Raw genomic sequence first — 18,401 nt, forward strand, 5'->3', positions numbered from 1 at the left:
AAATTGTGCTTATCGTGGCAGAAATCTTTTTCTGTTCATTTTTTATTATTTACTTGTCCTTATGATTATAGAAACAATGTAACTTTTATATTTCCAAATCAGATGTTAAGCCTTAAGGTCTAAAATTTTTGCTGTAAAGTCTAAAAGAATTGCTGAAATAATGTATTTGTTTTTGCAAAACTATGGAGCTTCTAGTGTAGTATCTTGCGGATTATCTGTTTCTTGCTTTTCTTCAGTGGAAGAAGCCCCATCTTGTGCTTCTCCATTGCCTTGAGGATTGCTTGGAGTGGTGCTAGGAAGACGATTAGGCGCAACTAGACGGATACTAGAGGTAATCTTAGCCGCTTTTTGGTTGTCCATCTTGCCTAGAATCTTGGTTATATCCTTCACTTCCATTTGGGAAAGTATTTCCACAGCTTCTTCTTCGGGCAAATCGGCAAGTATAGCCGCTGCTTTGGCTTCTTTCATACCTTTATAAGCCTTGATAATCTTATCATCTTTTTGTGTCTTAATTTGAGAGAGAATCTCCTCATTTTTTGCAATAAGCTGCTCTATCTCCTTACTTTTTTGCTCTAATTCTGCGAGATTGCGCTGATGTGTCTCTTGTTCTGCTGCTTTTGCTTGCTCTTGCTCTTGTGTAAAAGAGGCTATTTTTTGGTTTAAATCCTGCTCCCTATCGTGGAGTTGGCGCTCTTTCTCATCAAGTAACACTTGTGTGGCATTTTGCAATACTTGCAGAGCTTGCTGCCGCTCATCAATCTCATCAAGCTGAGCCTTAATCTCATCTTTACGTGCTTCAAAAATAATGCTACAATCAAGTAGCTTTGAGTTCTCTGCAAAGCTAAATACGCACAAGCTGCCTAAAAACGCTATGATAGCTAAAAATCTCATACTGCTCTACTTTCTGGATTTCCATAAAGCATAATCACAATTTCATCAGTTTCTCTTTTTTCTTGAATCTTTAAAGCTTTTATCATCGCCTCTTGTTCTTTTTTGTCCAAAAAAGACATTTTTTCATACTCCATATGATGTTTTTTATACTGCTCTTGCAAAACTCGCTTTTCCTTCAAAAGCTCATCAAGTTCTTGCTGTACATTGTGCATAGCAAGAAGAAGCATTCTCTTCATCTCATTATACGCTCTAAAAACATCAAACGCACCTTTTTGTGGCATTTGAAGCGCTACAAGCTCATCAGCAATTTCATCTATTTGCATTTTTTTGCTAGCGATTTTATTCTCATTTTGCATAATGATTCGCTCACACTCTTGCATATCTTTCTTACGCAAACTCACAATAGCGCTAAACTTTGTCTTCATCGCTAACGCCTAATAGTGTCATCACGTTCCGGGCTTGTAGAAATCATAGCAATTCTTGCACCAATAATCTGCTCTAGCTCATTAATATAAACTTGCGCCGCCTTTGGTAAATCCGCAAAGTAGCGCACCCCATAGGTTTTATCCCAACCTTCAAATTCCCTATAAATAGGCTTTACCCGCTCATAATCAGTAGGAATATAATCAATTTCCTTGCCATCATATTCATAGCCCACACATACTTTAATTGAAGAAAAGCCATCAAGCACATCAAGCTTCATAATGCTAAGGCTTTCACAGCCATTCAAACGCACTGCATATCGCACAGCCACCGTGTCAAACCACCCACACCGCCTTGCACGTCCTGTTGTCGTGCCAAATTCCTCTCCCGCCTTGCGTAATCTCTCGCCCACCTCTCCCATATCTTCGGTAGGGAATACACCATTGCCAACCCTCGTGCAATATGCCTTAGCAATGCCAATAACACTTTTAATATCTCTAGGGGCTAAGCCACTCCCGCTACAAGCCCCTGCGGCGATTGTGGTAGAGCTTGTTACAAAGGGATAAGTGCCGTGGTCAATATCAAGCATACTACCCTGTGCACCCTCTAAGAGAATCTTCTCACCCCTCTCTTGTGCTTCCCATAAAAGCTGTGTCGTATCAGTAACAAAAGGCAAAATATCCTTTGAAACAGATTCTATATACTCTATCACACTTTCAACACTTGGGAGTGCCACTCCATAGAGATTCTGCACATATTGTGCTTGCTCATAAATAGATTCTATCTTGCTTTTTAGCAAAGAGAGATTACGCAAATCTGCTAAACGCACACCATTGCGTGATACCTTGTCCCCATAACAAGGTCCTATGCCCTTACCTGTCGTGCCAATCGCCTTATGCTTATGCTGCTCCCTAGCTCTATCTAAAATTTCGTGATAAGGCAAAATAATATGTGCCTTATCACTCACGAAAAGCCGCCCTTGCAAATCACCAAATGCGTTCATCTCACTTAGCAAAGCCTGAAGATTAATCACTACGCCATTGCCAATCACATTTTTACATCGATTATACAGAATCCCTGAAGGCAACAAATGTAATGCAATTTTACGTTCATTGACAACAATCGTATGCCCCGCATTATGTCCGCCTTGATAACGCACAACATAATCATACCCCCCTGCAATGGCATCAACAACCTTGCCCTTGCCCTCATCACCCCATTGAATCCCCACAATTAAATCAGCCATTATATCTCCCTTATACTATTTGATACTTGCTATACATTGCATTAAATAAGGCATTCTACTACCTCATCAGTATAGATGGCAAACCCACAAGAGCTTTGCTCTCCTATGCTATATTTGCCTCCTTGCAATAAAGTGGCATTACCCATAAACATACGGAAAAACAACCCTCCATAATATGAGGTAGGCGAAAAGGCAAGAGGAGAAAAAATACTTTTTTCATATTCGCAATAACTCGCACATTCAAGCAAACGCTCTAATTCTCCACGTAAGAAAGTGGGAGCAGTATGTATGGCTTTTTGCACATCTTGCTTTGTCTTTATATGTACCAAATCCGCCACATAGCCTTCCATTTCTAAGAGTTTTCCCACATTTTGAGAAGCAAACACCTCTATATCCACACCGCTATGTTTAGCACACAAAAGTGGAATCTGCATATTAGAGATTTGCAAATAGGGCTTTAAGCCTAGCTCTTGCAAAATATGCACCCCTAAACACATCACAGGTGCAAGACTTTCACCACCTAGATGTTCTGCACCGATTTGGTGGATTTCAGTTGTGGGATAGCTAAACACAGGCTGGATATAAAACCACTTCTTATGCTCACTGCTGCGGGTAATATGTTTTGTAACAATACGCATAGCCTCAAATGTCGTATCATAGCGCAATCCAATTTGATGATTGCTCTCACTGCTTAGTCGCACAAGCTCACGATTCAAAATATCACTTTGATGTTCTAAGAATGTGAAAGTGGGCGTTACAATCTCTCTATAATCATTCTCATAAAATGCTTTAATTGCACAAGATTCTATATTACGTTTGAGTTTGGCTGAAGTATCAAAATAGAGTTTGCTTCCCTGTGGTAGCTCGTGTTCTAAAATCACATTGCACCTCAAAAATTAAATAATTTAAATACCCTTCTAAAGTTATCCTCAAAAGTTTAAATTATATCACAAAATCACTTTTGAAATATTTACACACGACTTACTTCAAAATGCTACACTTTTTCCTTTTTTACATTTTATTTTTAAAGGATTTTTCGTGAAAGTTGCTCTTCTTATGAGTGGTGGGGTAGATAGCTCCTATTGCGCTCATTTGTTATCCTCACAAGGCTATGAAGTTATAGGGCTTTATCTTAAATTACATAGCAAAGAAAAAAAACATCAAATATTTATTCAAAATTGTCAGAAAGTCGCCGCACATTTAGGCATTGCCTTTGAAGTACTTGATTTACAAGAGGCTTTTAAACAAAATGTCTATGATGCCTTTGTGCGCTCATACAAAGAGGGGCAAACGCCTAATCCCTGCGCTATTTGCAATCCTCTAATGAAATTTGGTTTAGGGTTAAAAAAGGCAGATGAGCTAGGTTGTGATTACATCGCCACAGGACATTACGCACAGATTAAAGAAATCAATGGCATTAAACGTGTTGCCAAGGCAGTTGATGACACAAAAGACCAAAGCTATTTCCTCTATGCTCTGCCTCAAGAAGCTATTGATAGAATCCTCTTTCCCCTTGGCGGAATGTATAAAGAAGATGTGAAAAAAACCGCTCTTGATCTTTTGCCCTTTCTAGGCACTTTGCAAACGTATAAGGAATCTCAAGAAATTTGCTTTGTCGAGGATAGCTATATTGATATTTTACGCCTTTATGAAAAGGTTGATAATGAGGGTGTAGTGCGCGATAGCAGTGGTAAAGCCGTAGGCACACATAAGGGCTATATGCACTACACTATTGGTAAACGCAAAGGGTTTAGTGTCTTTGGCTCACACGAGCCGCATTATGTTAAAGCGATTAATCCAAAAACCAATGAAATCGTCGTAGGGACAAAAGAAGAACTAGCCGTAGATTCTATAAAAGCCCTTAATAAAAGCCTCCCTGAAGCCTTTAATGGAGGGGTATATGACATTAAAGTGCGCTACCGCTCTGTGCCATTAAAAGCTCAGATTGATATGCAGGGGGATTATATCCACGCAAAACTTTTAGAATCTGCCTATGGTGTCGCACAAGGACAAGCCCTTGTGCTATATCAAGGTGATTGTGTGCTAGGCGGTGGGGTGATTACACAAGCGGAGTAAATCCGCACAGCTCTTTTTACACACAACGAAATGCAATTATCTTTAAAGATTCTAAGTTTGCCTATTTTAAGAGGCAAACTTAGAGTATCAGCGATACTCTACAACTTCATGTATGGCTAATCGCTTTCTGTTGTGTTTTGGTTCACTATCTCTAAAGCCTAGACTTAGAATCACGGCTGTTTGGAAAGGATATGTTAGCCCTAAAAATGAATCAACCTTATCTTTTTCAAAGCCGCCAATCATACACGAGTCAATACCTCTACTGATAGCTGCTAGGGACATTTGCATTAAAGCAAGATAGCAATTTGCCTTTGCATAGGCATAAAGCTGCTCTGCATTCATCGCATTTGTCTCTGCAGTATAAGTATTTAAAACTTGATCAAATTTCTCTGCATTTTCAGGCGGGCAGAATCTGCCTACTTGCTTTTTGATGTAATCATCTTTTGCTTGTAAGTCTGTGCGAGCTAAGATAATGATATTATGACTTGCGCTAGCCACATTTTCTTGATGAAAGCACATTGTACTTAAAGTAGCACTATCTTTTCTTCCTATTACAACAAACTTCCACGGCTCAAAACCACAAGAACTAGGAGACAATCTCCCCGATTCTAAAATAAAGTCCAAATCATCTTTGGCTATTTCTTTTGATGTGAATGATTTGCACGCAAATCGCTGTGTTAAGAGTTGTTCAAAATTCATAATTTCTCCTTTAAAAAATAAAATGATTTGACATTGTATGTTAAACTTTTCAAAAATACAATACGGAAAAAGAGGTAAGATACTTACCTAAAGGGAAGCATACGAAGGAAGGGCTATGCAAAAACATACCAAAGAATTACAATGTATAAAGGCAGAGAATATCGCTCATTCGCCCTTTGCCTACGCATTAAGTATGATAGCAGGCAAATACAAAATGGGAATCTTATTTGCGTTGGCGTATTTTGAAGTTGTGCGTTATAATGAGCTTAAGCGGTATATGGGAAATATTTCTTTCAAAACACTCACAAACACCTTGCGAGAGCTAGAAAAAGATAAATTGATAGAACGCAAGGAATATCCAAGCATACCTCCCAAAGTAGAATATTCCCTATCAAATAAGGGCAAAACACTTATACCGATTTTAGATTCTCTATATGAATGGGGGGTGACATACAAAGACACGCAAAGCAAATGTGTTTTTGACAAATGCTAGATTCTAGGGATTAAAACTCTCTAAACATCGCACGATAGCCACTCTTATATCATCAGCTTCGGTGCTTCCTTGACCCTCTGCAGTGCATACAAAAAGTAGCTCTTGGGTTAAGGCATCAAGCATTTGTATAGAAACCTCTAGGGTGTATCCCCCCAAACCTCCCAAAACGCTGCGTTTATCGCTTTGCCCGTATTTAACAAGCAATGTTTTGTTTGCTTTTGGGCTATCTACAATGATAAATCCTTTTTTCATTAAGATTCCACTGATGACATCACTGGGATTTACACTTTTACCCACAGCGTAAGCCATACCGGCTCCATAGCCCACATAGCCAGCACCACTACTAGAATTAAGCGTTTGTGTTTGCCCGATAATAGCGTATTTATACCCACTCATATCAGCAAAATTTTTAGAATCTATAGGTTTAAGATAGCGCAGCCAACAAACATACAGCCTAACACAAGGGGCAAAACATATATTTTCATAATAGCCTCCAAAACTATGAAATATCTAGCTTGTGTCAAAAGATTTAAACAGATAAAAGAAGTTCCCCAAATAAGGGGAGAGTATTAAAATGTGCGCTTTAAGAGACTTTCTACACGTAAAATAGTGATAAGACGGTCTTCTCGCTTACCAATACCTTGCAAAAGCTGTTGATTTTCATTAAAAGATTCAGGAATTGGTTCAATGTCGCTTTCAGGGATACGTACAGCACTTGTAAGCTTATCGATCATAAAGCCAATCATTTCATCTTTTTGTGTAATAACTAAAAATCTTGTGTCTGCATCTTGCTTAATAGCAGGTAAGCCAAATTTAAGACGCATATTTACTAAGGGCAAAACGGTCCCGCGTAAGTTAAACACACCAAGCACATAATCAGGTACAGCAGGCACACGTGTGTATTCAATAGGTTTAATAATTTCTTTTACATTAAGAATTGGAACAGCAAATTCCTCATTCCCAATCATAAAACCAATAATATGGAGTGTTTCCTCCATAGGAACACTATCATTACTTTTGTTTTGTCCATCAAGAACTTCTTTTAGTTTATTTTCGCTCATTTTACTCTCCATCTATCGTTAAATTGATGTTACGTTTTACGACATTAGCAAGATATTCTGGCGTATAGGGCTTTGTAATATATTCAGTCATACCAGATTCTACACCTCTCATACGATCAGTTTTGCTATTTCTGCTTGTAACAGCAATAAGCGGAAGATTTTTGAATTTATTGTATTTACGCACTTCGGAAGCAAAAGTATAGCCGTCCATTTTAGGCATTTCAATATCCACAAGCACTGCATCAAGCTGCTTATCACTATTTTTAACAATATCTAACCCCTCTAAGCCATTTGCTGCTTCAAGCACGGTAACGCCGAGTGTTTTAAGGCATTTTTTCATAATCGCCCTATCGGTGCTACTATCATCAATAGCAAGCACCACATAATCGCTTGGCGAAGTTTTCGTTTTAGCGGCACTTTCTTCAGCAAGCTTTGTGATATTAACCTTCACTTCTTTTGCCATTTCCATCATTGCTGCCACATCAACAATCATAGTGATTCTACCATCACCACGCACGGTAGCCCCTGCAATGCCTTCTGTGCCTTTGAGATAATAGCCTAGAGACTTAATCACCACTTCTTCTTGTCCTACAAGATAATCCACAATCACACCCATTTTTTGCTCTGCCAAACCGATGACAACTACATAAACCTCACTTGTATTTTCTAGCACAGAATCTACTTTAAAAATATCAGCCAAGCGTACGATAGGCAGCACTTCATCACGTAATCGAAGCACACTCTTGCCATCAACAGTATAAATTTCCTCTTGGCTCACACGCACAGTTTCAATAACTGATGACAGCGGGATAGCATAATATTCTTCTTGCACAGCCACAAGCAATGCCTGAATAATGGCAAGGGTAAGTGGTATTTTAAGCTTTTGAGTTGTGCCTACACCTTTTTCAGATTCTATATCGATGATACCATTGAGCTTTTCAATATTGGTTTTCACCACGTCCATACCCACGCCACGTCCAGATACATTAGTGATAGCTGCAGCAGTAGAGAATCCGGGTTTAAAGATAATATTGAAAGCTTCTTTATCGCTCATAGAATCTGCTTCTCTTTCGCTAATAAGCCCTTTTTCAATACCCTTTTGTTTAAGCATTTGTGCATCTAAGCCTTTACCATCATCAGCAATCTCAATTACAATATGATTACCTTCATTATAAGCTTTAAGATTCACTGTGCCTGTTTCAGGCTTGCCAGCTGCAGCACGCGCTTCAGGCTTCTCAATCCCGTGGTCGCAAGAGTTGCGGATAATATGCACAAGGGGGTCGCCAATTTCCTCCACAATAGATTTATCAAGCTCTGTCTCCTCACCTGTGATAACAAGATCGATATTCTTGCCAAGCTCACGTGAAAGGTCGCGCACCATACGAGGGAATTTATTAAACACTTTTCCCACAGGCTGCATACGCGTTTTCATCACAGCGAGTTGCACATCAGTAGTTACAGAAGAAATAGACGCCACAACTTGATTAAGCTCTTCAAGGAACTTTTCGCCATCATATCGCTCCTCAACATCACCATAAATCTTAATTAGGCGGTTTTTGCCAAGCACAAGCTCACCAATAAGATTCATCAAATGATCCAATCGCTTCACATCAACACGGACAGTTTGCTCTACATTTGCTGCTGGAGCTTTTTCATCACCGCCTGCTTTTTTTGCTGCTAGTTTGGGAGTAGGTTTTGCAGCAGCTGTAGTATCAGGTGCATTAGGTGCTTGCACTTTAGGTGTTTCACCGCCTGCTTTTTTTGCTGCACGTGCCTGCTTATCAGCTTCTTGACGCTTTTTAAGCAATCTTTCAATTTCTGCTTCAACCTCCTCGCTACTCATATTTGAATAGTCTTTATCTGGCTCATCAGCAAGTGGATTATTACTATCAGCCGCACTGCTTGCTGTGTTTGAAGACTCTGCAGGAGTGGGTTGCGTATTTGTTTCAGGTTTGCTTTCAGGGGCTGTGCCGCCATTAGAAATAGCTTGAAGACGAGTAACAGTATCATCAATCTCAATGCCGCTATTAGCATCAGTGCCGCTATCGCGTATGGCTGTAAGAAGGGACTTCATTAAATCCACAGAATGTAGAACTACGTCCATTACATCAGGAGTGATTTTTAGCTCATCGCGTCTTGCTTTGTTAAGCACGTCTTCCATATTGTGAGTGAGACGAGTGAGAATATCAAAATTAAGAAACGAGCTTGAACCTTTGATAGTATGAGCTACTCTAAAGATTCTATTCAACAAATCAAGGTCTTCAGGATTATTTTCAAGCTCTACCAAATCTTGGTCTAGCTGCTCTATCATTTCAAAAGCTTCAACAAGGAAGTCTTCCATTATTTCTTGCATATCGTCCATTGTGAATCCTCTAACATAATTTAAAATAGCATTCTACTATTATTTTGTCAAAATTCTACTAATTTCATCGCAAAATAATTTTGCATCAAACTTCACTAAATAAGCCTCCGCTCCTATCTCCTTTCCTTTAGTAGCACTAAATTTATCGCTAATAGAGGAATTAAAAATAAGTGGAATCTTGTTAAATCTTGAGTCATTTTTTACTTGTGCAGCAAAGTGGAACCCGTCCATTTTGGGCATTTCTACGTCCGAAATAATGAGCTTTAAATGCTGCGTTATACTATCACCCCACTGCTCATAGAGCTTTTCTAGTCGTTCTAAACCAGATTCTCCATCGACTGCATCAATGACATCAAAACCAATATCACTGAGTGTGCTTCGCAGAAGTTTGCGTGCAATAGAGCTATCATCGAGGATAAGCACATTGCCTTCAAATCTATGTGTAGGTCTAAACTGCTCAACACTTGCACTATCGCCACTTGGTATATGAAAGTCAAGGTCATCAAGTATGCCCTCTAAGTCAAGAATTAGCAACGTGCGTCCATCTTCAATACGTGTTGTGCCTGTGATTTTACCCCTTTGCTCATCATTGCTTAAACTAAACATTGCAGATTCTATATCTGCCCAGCTTACACGTCTTAATCGTCTTGTCGCATGGACGACAAACCCTAATTGCTTATTGCTAAATTCAGTAACAATAACTTTCTTTTGACGTTTAGGGTCTTCTTTTGGCTTAATATTCATCCATTTTGTCAAATCAATAAGAGGTAATATATCACCACGTAAATCAAACATACCCAGCATATAATCAGGACTACCAGGTGCCTCAAAAATCTCATTAGGAAATTCAACAATTCCATTTACCTTAGCAACATTAATGCCATACACACCCTCATAGGTCTCCCCATCTTTATCTTCATAGATTCTAAAATCCACAAGCTCCATTTCATTACTTGCAATACGCATAATATCGATCTTGCCTGACTTCAATTATTCTCCTTGTGCAAATGAGGTGTTATGAAATATTGATTTTATATCAAAAATACTTCTACTAACATAAAATGAAGGTAGGGATACATACAAAGTCTCATCATTATTGCCTTTGTATGTTTTGCCAATATGAAAATGCCCCTCAATAATCACATCAATATCTTGCATTTTGCCTTGAATAATATGCTGCATATAAGTGCGGTAGGCATTAATGCGCATAGGAGCAAAATGCTCCATAGAGACTTTGCCTACCCTAATAGTATTGTGATTAACTTTTTTGGCGATAGAGTGGTAGAGATTACCAAAGGTTACATTATCAAGTAAGTAAATCAAAAAACGCAAATATCTTGTATTCATCAAGCGGATATAAAACTCATATTTTGCATTAAGAAATATATCTCCGTGTGCGAGGAGGAGATGTTTTTTTGTATTTTGAGACTCATAAATAAAAGCTTTAGGCTGCTCTGTGCGTGGGATAAGATACACAGATTCTAAACAAGGCAATCCCTTAAAAGAAGCCTTAAGTCCAAAGTCGTGATTGCCCTCAAACCACCATATCTGGCTTTTTTGGCTTAAAGATTCTATATGGGCTAAAAGGGCGTGGTTTGCCCTATGACTAGAATCCACCCCTCCAAGCAAAAGATGAGCAATGTCTCCCATAAGGAATATTTGCGAGGGGATAGTGTGCGGATTGTTGTTAAGGTTTTCAAAATATGCAAGAAGTGCTTGTGAGGCGTCTCTGCCCTTCTCATTAAGCGGCATATCTAAAGGCATAAAATGCGAATCTGCTATGAAAATCGCATCATTTTTAATATATGGGGCATTATCCCATAAGGACGCGGTTTGGCTAAGATTCTCATTTGTGTTAGTATAAGCCATAAGACACCAAAGGCACACCTAAATTTTCTTTCAAGCCACACATAAGATTGGCATTGACAAGAGCTTGTGAGCTAGCTCCTCGTAAAAGATTATCAATTGATGAATTGATATAGAGATTTTTACCACTGCTTGCGACAAAAATATCGCAAAAATGGCTGCCTGCAGTGTGGGCGATACTGACAGGATTTTCGCGGATTCTTACAAATGGCTCATTTTTGTAGGCTTGGGATAGAATCTCTTGGGCTTCTTGTGATGAAAGAGGGGCTTTAAGCGTGGCAAACACACTCACTAACATACCACGTGTGATAGGCATAAGATGAGGGACAAAGACAATATCTAAGCCTTCTTTGCTAATATCATGGCATTTTTGTGTAATCTCTATTTGATGGCGATGTGTAAGCGGCGAATAGCTAAAAAGATTCTCATTAATATGAGGGAAATGCGTATTATCTGTGAGAGATTTACCCGCACCGCTCACGCCACTTTTAGCATCGACAAATACTCCACAAGAGCCATCAATATAGGGCACAAAAGGTAGCAGGGCGAGAAGTGTAGCAGTAGGGTAACAGCCCGGATTAGCGATAAGATGAGCCTTTTGTATATCTTTACGATAATATTCAGGCAGCCCATATACGGCGTGAGCGAGATTTTCCTTATCAATATGTGGGCAATAATAGGATTCATAATTTGCTGTATTCAAGCGATAATCCGCTGATAAATCAATGATTTTAGCATTATGTTTAAGTGCAAAAATCTCCTTTGTCATTGCCATAGCATTTTTGTGAGGAAGGGCAAGGAAAAGCAAACTGCACGATTCTATGGCGGCTTTTGCGTCTGCCTGATAGATAGGCAAATGCGCCAAATCAAGTGAGGAGAGCATTTTGTGAATCTGCGCTAGTTCTGCTCCTCCTTGTGTATTTGCCACATAATTAAGATTGAAAATAGGGTGATTGATAAGTAGCTTTACAAGCTCTAAGCCTGTATAGCCACTCACGCCGATGATTCCTACATTAATAGACACACTCATAGCTTAAGCCTTATACGCCATAATAAAATCATTCAAGATAGCACAAAATGTATCAAAATGCGCTAAATCAAGCGATTCATTACAACTATGCGGAGCGTTGATAGTAGGACCAATAGAAATTACATCAAGGTGAGAAAGGGAGCTATAGAGGAGAATTTGTCGCTTTAAGATGCCACATTCAAGTCCAGCGTGGATTTGTGTGATATGTGGCATAATGTTATGTGTCTTATAAATATCGCATAATAATTCAAGGGCTTTGTGATTGGGTGAGATGCTTTTCTCCCACGGACTGTAATGTCCGCTTGTTTTAAAGGTGCAATGCGGATTCAAATATGGTAAGATAGTCTGCAATCGTGCGATATTGCGTTCTAAAAGGGTTTGAGTATTTGCACGAGTCATCATTATAAGTCGCAAGGAATCTATGCCATCTTGCTCTAAAAGCGAGAGATTAAGCGAAGAGAGAGTGCCTTGTGCCGAAGCCACATACACGCCGCTATGTATGCCACAGATAAGCGGCATAATCGCGTCCTTATGATATGCCATTTCATACGAATCTAAATGTTCTAGGGGTTTGATGTCAAAAAAGGCATTATCTGCTGTGCTAAAAGATGAGGGCAGAGGCTTGTCGCATAGAATGATAGAATCTAGCCCGGCTGGGATAGAATTGCGCTTTTCCCCTGCATTTAACGTAATAATATAGGCATTGAGTGTGAAAAGCAAAAAGCCATATTCAACAATGGCATTTTCTATATTTTTATGGATATTAATCCCGCTATGTCCGCCATTAAAGCCCCTGCTTGTGATATGATAGATATAAGGATAGTTCTTTAACAGTGTTTTTATAGGCTGCAAAAAAGGCTTGAGATTGATAGAGCATTCTATATCCGCTCCTCCCGCGCAACCTAGCACAATCTCATTTAAATCCTCACTATCAAGATTGAGCAGCAAATGTGAGCTAATCCCCATACTCAAGGCATTAGCCCCTATCATACCCACTTCCTCATCATTGGTAAAAAGTAGTTCAATATCACTCGCATTTTGAGTAAGCATACACGCTATGCCTATGCCATTATCCGCGCCAAGAGAGGAGTTTTGCGCGTATAAAAAGCCATCTTTTTCTATAGTTTTCACACCTTTGTGCTGTGTAGAATCCCCTACGCACACCATATCATAATGGCTTTGGAGGCAAATTTTAGGATTGCCCTTTTTGGCATAAATATTTTTTGCCTCATCACTTTGCACCTCATAGCCCTTGTCTTTTAACGTAGTGCAAAGATAGACAAACATATCCTGCGTATGAAAGCTACAATGGGGAATCGCGCAAAGATTGTGAAATGTCTCTAAACAATGTGTAGCAAATGGATTCATTCTCTATCCTTAAATATCATATTTTGGACTTACCTGAAAAGATTCTCCTAGATCTGCGTTATAATGAGCGATTTTACAGGAATTTTCAACAAGCGCAATCGTTTTAGCAAGGGTATAGAGGTCTCGTGCATACACATACACCCCATAGCCTCTAATAAGCATAAAAGAGTGAGAATGCTCTTTAAAATATCGAGGGATGTCCGTATCGGCACGTTCTGCCCAGCTCTCATAATCCTTAGGGTCAAAAATATCAATATGCGGGGCTAAAAACTTATAGCCAAAATAATCCTTAGGCTCTAAAACATCGTATTTAAGGGAATATGAAACAAGATAAGGTGGCATAGCATAGGCTATAAATTTCGCCTCGCTAAAGGATTTATAAATTGCTGCGTGGATAGGGGCGTGGAGACTTGCCTCATTCCAGCGATAGTCCTCTTTATGATAGAGCATAATCATAGAATCTGCATTGAGATTGTCAAAAACGGCGTGTTGCTTATTAATAAGGAAGCGGTTTTTAGACAGACGTGCGGAAATAGCTCCGTGAAACACGCCAAAAAAATTCTTTCTAAACATAGAAAGTGACATATTGGCTATATCGATTATAAGCTGCTCGCTGACTTGTGAAGTATGTATATTCATAAGGCGATTGTAACATTTTGTAGGTAATGAGGCAAAAATCATAGAAAAATGGGTGTATCAAAATGGTGTAAAAACCTAATGAATTATATAAAAATAACAAATAAGATTCTAAAATTATCCGCTCACAAGTTGGGATTAAATATATCCCAACTTAACATATTAAATCACACGAAATATTCATATTACACACGCAGTGTCTATCTACACTTGTAAAATATACTACTCGCCCCTTGTAGAAAATAACACAAAGAGTTTAAAGTTAATGTTTATAACGAGGTTTTTAACAAGAATAATCCTATCCGTTTTCTCGCTTGGCTTTCGTAGTGCATAATATCGGGAAAGGAGGCAATTTCGCTAGATTGTTACTCGCCTCCGCTAATTGCAAAAAGCGATTGCGGCATTTGTTTTATAAAGTTACGCTTCTAGTATCACTCCAAATGAATATTAAATATAAATTATATTATTTAGAATTTTTTAGTAAATTTATTTATATAAGTTTATATTGATATACTAAAGTTTTATAAAATTTAGCAATATTTTGATTTATTTGCTAAATTTATGCTATAATACTTCTCTTTTCAGCAAGAATATTGAAACAAAACTTAAAAAATCATAACATTTATGTAAGCAATAACGCAAAACATAATATGAAATGATGAGACAAGAGGTATGATGAGTAAAAAAGAAATGTTGCTTTCTCGCGTTATCGTAGAGTATTTAAAGCACAGAGAGCCTATTGGCTCGGAATCTTTAAAAACACTTATGAATACCAAAATCTCATCGGCAACTATACGCAACTACTTCAAAACATTGGCTGATGAGGGATTGCTTTTTCAGCCGCATATTAGTAGCGGTCGTATTCCCACGCTTGAGGCTTTGAAGTCATATTGGTATAGGCAGCTTGATACACGACTAGGGATAGAGACAGATTCACTAGAGGGTATCAAAGAGGCGTGTTTTTTGACAGATTTATTTTGCGTGGTGAGTATCGAGCAGAGCAATCGGCTCTGTGCCATCACGCGATTAGACGAGCAGAAGCTACTGCTTGAATTTGAGCATATAGGCATTACCTTGCCTTTCTCTAGCACTTTAGAGCGGTTTTTGCACGAGTTAAAGGGACTAGAGATTGTCGATGTGCGTAATATCGCCTATCAGGTACGCGCGCAGAGTGTGCTTGATGCTCTCTCCTGTGTGCAGAGCCGCAACCTAGAGCGTTTTGGCGTAGGGGCTTTGATGCAAGCATATAGTGGCAATAGTAGTGAGCAAAGCTTTTACTCCATCATCGATGGAAGCATATTTGATTCACTGCAAAATGGCATATATTATGAGGAGGTGCTACCTAAAGGTTATATGGCAGTTATGCAAGAAATGCGGCTAAAATCTCACCCTGATAAAAAGAGTAGAATCCTCTGTGTCGGAGCATTAGATAGAGACTTTACCCATTTTTTTGAAATGATTCAATCTTAAATAAAGGAGTGATTATGCAAGAGCAAGAAAACGCACAAGATTCGCAAGAAGATATAGAATCTACCCAAACTACGCAAGAAGAAGTCTCGCAAGATTCACAAGTGGCAGAGGGCGCAGAGGATTATAAATTCAAATATGAGGAGTTAAAAGACCAATATGTAAGGGCGTTTGCGGATTTTGAAAATACTAAAAAACGTCTAGAGCGCGATAAGAATCAAAGCCTAGAATACGCTTATGAGCGCATTATGAATGATTTATTGCCTGTGCTTGATACATTAGAAAAAGCCCTAGAGAGCGCACAGAGCAACCCTCAAGCAGAGGCTATCGCGCAGGGTTTGCAGCTCACATTGGAGAGCTTTATTAAAGTGTTAAATAAGCACGGCGTGGAAGTGATAGCCACAGATGGCGAGTTTGACCCAAATCTACACGAGTGCCTTATGCAAGTGCCAAGTGCAGACAAAAACGATGGAGAGATTCTCCAAACCTTGCAAAAAGGCTTTGTGTATAAGCAACGCATACTTCGCCCATCGATGGTGAGTGTCGTTAAAAATTCGTAATTTTAATTTCATTATAAAGGAGCATAATATGGCAAAAGTAATTGGCATAGACTTAGGAACAACAAATTCAGCAATGGCAGTATATGAGGGCAATGAGGCAAAAATCATTGCGAACAAAGAGGGTAAAAACACTACACCTTCTATCGTGGCTTTCACGGACAAAGGCGAGATTCTAGTAGGTGAGCCGGCTAAGAGACAAGCTGTTACCAATCCTAAAAAAACGATTTATTCTATCAAGCGCATTATGGGGCTTATGTTTAATGAAGATAAGGCAAAAGAGGCAGAAAAAAGGCTGCCTTATAATATCGTGGATAGAAATGGTGCGTGTGCAGTAGAAATTGCCGATAAGATTTATACGCCTCAAGAGATTTCAGCAAAGATTCTGATGAAGCTCAAAGAGGATGCACAAAGCTACCTTGGAGAGGAAGTTACAGAAGCGGTCATCACCGTCCCTGCTTATTTTAACGATTCTCAACGCAAGGCAACCAAAGAAGCCGGGACAATTGCGGGATTAAATGTGCTTAGAATCATCAATGAACCTACTTCAGCGGCACTTGCCTATGGGCTAGATAAAAAAGAGGCTGAAAAGATTATGGTATATGACTTAGGCGGGGGGACATTTGATGTTACCGTGCTAGAAACCGGCGATAATGTCGTAGAAGTGCTTGCTACAGGGGGAGATGCGTTCCTTGGTGGAGATGACTTTGATAATAGAATCATTGATTGGGCGGCTGAGGAGTTTAAAAGCGATGAAGGCATTGATTTGAAAAATGATGTAATGGCATTACAACGGCTCAAAGACGCGGCAGAAAATGCGAAAAAAGAGCTAAGTAGCGCACAAGAAACAGAAATCAATCTGCCTTTTATCACTGCTGATGCGAGTGGTCCTAAGCACTTAGTGAAAAAAATCACTCGTGCGAAGTTTGAAAGCCTCATTGATGACTTAATCGAGGATACGATTAAAAAGATTGAATTTGTGATTAAAGACGCTGGGCTTACTCAAAGCGATATTAGTGAAGTGGTGATGGTGGGCGGCTCTACGCGCATTCCCAAAGTGCAAGAGCGTGTAAAGAGTTATATTGGCAAGGAATTAAACAAATCTGTGAATCCTGATGAAGTCGTGGCTGTTGGCGCTGCGGTGCAAGGTGGCGTGCTAAAAGGCGATGTAAAAGATGTGCTTTTGCTTGATGTAACACCCCTAAGCTTAGGGATTGAAACTGCCGGTGGTATATGCACAAAAGTAGTCGAACGTGGCGTAACAATCCCCACAAAGAAAACGCAAATTTTCTCTACCTATGAGGATAATCAACCTGCCGTGAGTATTAATGTGCTGCAAGGCGAACGCGAATTAGCGCGGGATAATAAATCTCTAGGACGATTTGATTTGAGCGGTATCCCTGCTGCGCCTCGCGGTGTACCACAAATCGAAGTAACCTTTGATATTGATGCGAATGGAATCCTCACCGTTTCTGCTAAAGACAAAGCCACAGGCAAATCTCAAGAGATTAAAATCAGCGGTTCAAGCGGACTTTCAGATTCCGAAATTGAAAAAATGGTCAAAGAAGCGGAATTACACAAGGAGGAGGACACAAAGAAAAAGGCGATTATTGAGTTGCGTAACTCTGCAGATTCTCTTATCTATCAAACTAAAAAGAGTCTCGATGAGTTTAAGGACAAGATAGAATCTAATGAGGCAGAAAATATCCAAAACGCTATTGCTTCACTAGAAGAAAGCCTCAAAAATGAAAATGCCTCTAAAGAGGAGCTAGAAGCAAAAATCAAAGCTCTAAGTGAGGCGAGTGGCAAACTTGCTCAAACAGCCTATGCCAAAGAACAAGGTAACGCACAAAATAATGGAGACAATAAGAAAAAAGATGATGATGTGATTGACGCGGAAGTCGAGTAGGATTCTAAGTATAATTATCAACTAGAGGCTACTCTCTAGTCAAAAGCATTGTATCAATAGAGGTTGTTTATAAGAAAGCATAGCAACCTCTCTCCTTGTCGTATATTAATTCTTTCCATACCAATTAGCTTAAAACAAAACATATAGTTTGATTCTGTGCCTTTTAGAATCCCACTTGATACATAAGGCAACATCTTAGCTATAGGTGTGTCCTTTTGTGCATTAAGGGCTATTGCTCTTTGCAAGATGTGTCCTTTTTTACAAAAGGACACTGCATGGCGCGAAGTGTAGATTCACTCCACACGAGCAAAAGCCTT

The 18,401-nt window shown here is 39.3% G+C and carries 18 protein-coding genes; 5 read left to right on the forward strand and 13 right to left on the reverse strand.

What is annotated here, in order from left to right:
- Positions 1 to 180: 180 nt before the first annotated feature.
- Genes V3I05_RS03400 through V3I05_RS03415 form a run of 4 tightly spaced genes read right to left on the reverse strand, consistent with a single transcriptional unit; the run spans position 181 to position 3,441 of the window.
- Positions 181 to 891 (reverse strand): MotE family protein, encoded by a 711-nt coding sequence (locus V3I05_RS03400; RefSeq protein WP_295701714.1) that lies wholly within the window; start codon positions 889 to 891, stop codon positions 181 to 183.
- Positions 888 to 1,316: a flagellar export protein FliJ gene (locus V3I05_RS03405; RefSeq protein WP_300451777.1), complete on the reverse strand. Its 429-nt coding sequence runs from the start codon at positions 1,314 to 1,316 to the stop codon at positions 888 to 890. The genes V3I05_RS03400 and V3I05_RS03405 overlap by 4 nt, the downstream gene beginning before the upstream one ends.
- Positions 1,317 to 1,318: 2 nt before the next feature.
- Positions 1,319 to 2,560, reverse strand: coding sequence for an adenylosuccinate synthase (locus tag V3I05_RS03410; protein WP_300448778.1), 1,242 nt, complete (start codon positions 2,558 to 2,560; stop codon positions 1,319 to 1,321).
- A gap of 41 nt (positions 2,561 to 2,601) precedes the next feature.
- Positions 2,602 to 3,441 (reverse strand): ATP phosphoribosyltransferase regulatory subunit, encoded by an 840-nt coding sequence (locus V3I05_RS03415; RefSeq protein ID WP_295701708.1) that lies wholly within the window; start codon positions 3,439 to 3,441, stop codon positions 2,602 to 2,604.
- 157 nt (positions 3,442 to 3,598) lie between these two features.
- On the opposite strand from V3I05_RS03415, the gene mnmA reads away from it, so the two are divergent.
- Positions 3,599 to 4,636, forward strand: coding sequence for a tRNA 2-thiouridine(34) synthase MnmA (gene mnmA, locus V3I05_RS03420; protein ID WP_300448780.1), 1,038 nt, complete (start codon positions 3,599 to 3,601; stop codon positions 4,634 to 4,636).
- An 87-nt stretch (positions 4,637 to 4,723) separates the two neighbouring features.
- Here mnmA and V3I05_RS03425 read toward each other — a convergent pair whose 3' ends face one another.
- Positions 4,724 to 5,335 carry a nitroreductase family protein gene (locus V3I05_RS03425; protein ID WP_300448782.1) on the reverse strand — a complete coding sequence of 204 codons (612 nt, stop codon included), beginning with the start codon at positions 5,333 to 5,335 and terminating at the stop codon, positions 4,724 to 4,726.
- A 115-nt stretch (positions 5,336 to 5,450) separates the two neighbouring features.
- On the opposite strand from V3I05_RS03425, the gene V3I05_RS03430 reads away from it, so the two are divergent.
- Entirely contained in the window at positions 5,451 to 5,828 is a 378-nt protein-coding gene (locus V3I05_RS03430) for a winged helix-turn-helix transcriptional regulator (RefSeq protein ID WP_295701702.1), read from the forward strand.
- A gap of 3 nt (positions 5,829 to 5,831) precedes the next feature.
- On the opposite strand, the gene V3I05_RS03435 is transcribed toward V3I05_RS03430, so the two are convergent.
- The 8 genes from V3I05_RS03435 to V3I05_RS03470 all read right to left on the reverse strand — a co-directional run bounded on the left by V3I05_RS03435 (position 5,832) and on the right by V3I05_RS03470 (position 14,154).
- Positions 5,832 to 6,224: a DUF4136 domain-containing protein gene (locus V3I05_RS03435; RefSeq protein ID WP_295701700.1), complete on the reverse strand. Its 393-nt coding sequence runs from the start codon at positions 6,222 to 6,224 to the stop codon at positions 5,832 to 5,834.
- Between the two features lie 173 nt (positions 6,225 to 6,397).
- A complete protein-coding gene (locus V3I05_RS03440; protein ID WP_300451781.1) occupies positions 6,398 to 6,889 on the reverse strand; it encodes a chemotaxis protein CheW in 492 nt (163 codons plus the stop codon).
- A gap of 1 nt (position 6,890) precedes the next feature.
- Complete coding sequence (locus V3I05_RS03445; RefSeq protein ID WP_300451784.1) at positions 6,891 to 9,251, reverse strand: hybrid sensor histidine kinase/response regulator; 2,361 nt, start codon at positions 9,249 to 9,251, stop codon at positions 6,891 to 6,893.
- A gap of 39 nt (positions 9,252 to 9,290) precedes the next feature.
- Entirely contained in the window at positions 9,291 to 10,217 is a 927-nt protein-coding gene (locus V3I05_RS03450) for a chemotaxis protein CheV (protein WP_300451793.1), read from the reverse strand.
- A 24-nt stretch (positions 10,218 to 10,241) separates the two neighbouring features.
- Positions 10,242 to 11,120, reverse strand: coding sequence for a metallophosphoesterase (locus tag V3I05_RS03455; protein ID WP_295701695.1), 879 nt, complete (start codon positions 11,118 to 11,120; stop codon positions 10,242 to 10,244).
- On the reverse strand, positions 11,107 to 12,147 hold the full coding sequence (argC, locus tag V3I05_RS03460) for an N-acetyl-gamma-glutamyl-phosphate reductase (RefSeq protein WP_295701693.1): 1,041 nt from the start codon (positions 12,145 to 12,147) through the stop codon (positions 11,107 to 11,109). Before argC ends, V3I05_RS03455 begins: the two co-directional genes overlap by 14 nt.
- A 3-nt stretch (positions 12,148 to 12,150) precedes the next feature.
- Positions 12,151 to 13,515, reverse strand: coding sequence for a M20/M25/M40 family metallo-hydrolase (locus tag V3I05_RS03465; RefSeq protein ID WP_300448798.1), 1,365 nt, complete (start codon positions 13,513 to 13,515; stop codon positions 12,151 to 12,153).
- A gap of 9 nt (positions 13,516 to 13,524) precedes the next feature.
- Positions 13,525 to 14,154, reverse strand: a complete 630-nt coding sequence (locus tag V3I05_RS03470; RefSeq protein WP_300448800.1) for a class II aldolase and adducin N-terminal domain-containing protein — start codon at positions 14,152 to 14,154, stop codon at positions 13,525 to 13,527.
- Positions 14,155 to 14,826: 672 nt separating this feature from the next.
- On the opposite strand from V3I05_RS03470, the gene V3I05_RS03475 reads away from it, so the two are divergent.
- The 3 genes from V3I05_RS03475 to dnaK are packed head-to-tail and all read left to right on the forward strand — an operon-like array spanning position 14,827 to position 18,084.
- Positions 14,827 to 15,621 (forward strand): HrcA family transcriptional regulator, encoded by a 795-nt coding sequence (locus tag V3I05_RS03475; RefSeq protein WP_300451787.1) that lies wholly within the window; start codon positions 14,827 to 14,829, stop codon positions 15,619 to 15,621.
- Positions 15,622 to 15,635: 14 nt separating this feature from the next.
- Entirely contained in the window at positions 15,636 to 16,178 is a 543-nt protein-coding gene (grpE, locus tag V3I05_RS03480) for a nucleotide exchange factor GrpE (protein ID WP_300448804.1), read from the forward strand.
- A gap of 28 nt (positions 16,179 to 16,206) precedes the next feature.
- On the forward strand, positions 16,207 to 18,084 hold the full coding sequence (gene dnaK / locus V3I05_RS03485) for a molecular chaperone DnaK (protein ID WP_343354021.1): 1,878 nt from the start codon (positions 16,207 to 16,209) through the stop codon (positions 18,082 to 18,084).
- Positions 18,085 to 18,401: the final 317 nt, after the last annotated feature.

The organism is Helicobacter mastomyrinus, from assembly GCF_039555295.1.
Lineage (GTDB): Bacteria > Campylobacterota > Campylobacteria > Campylobacterales > Helicobacteraceae > Helicobacter_C > Helicobacter_C mastomyrinus.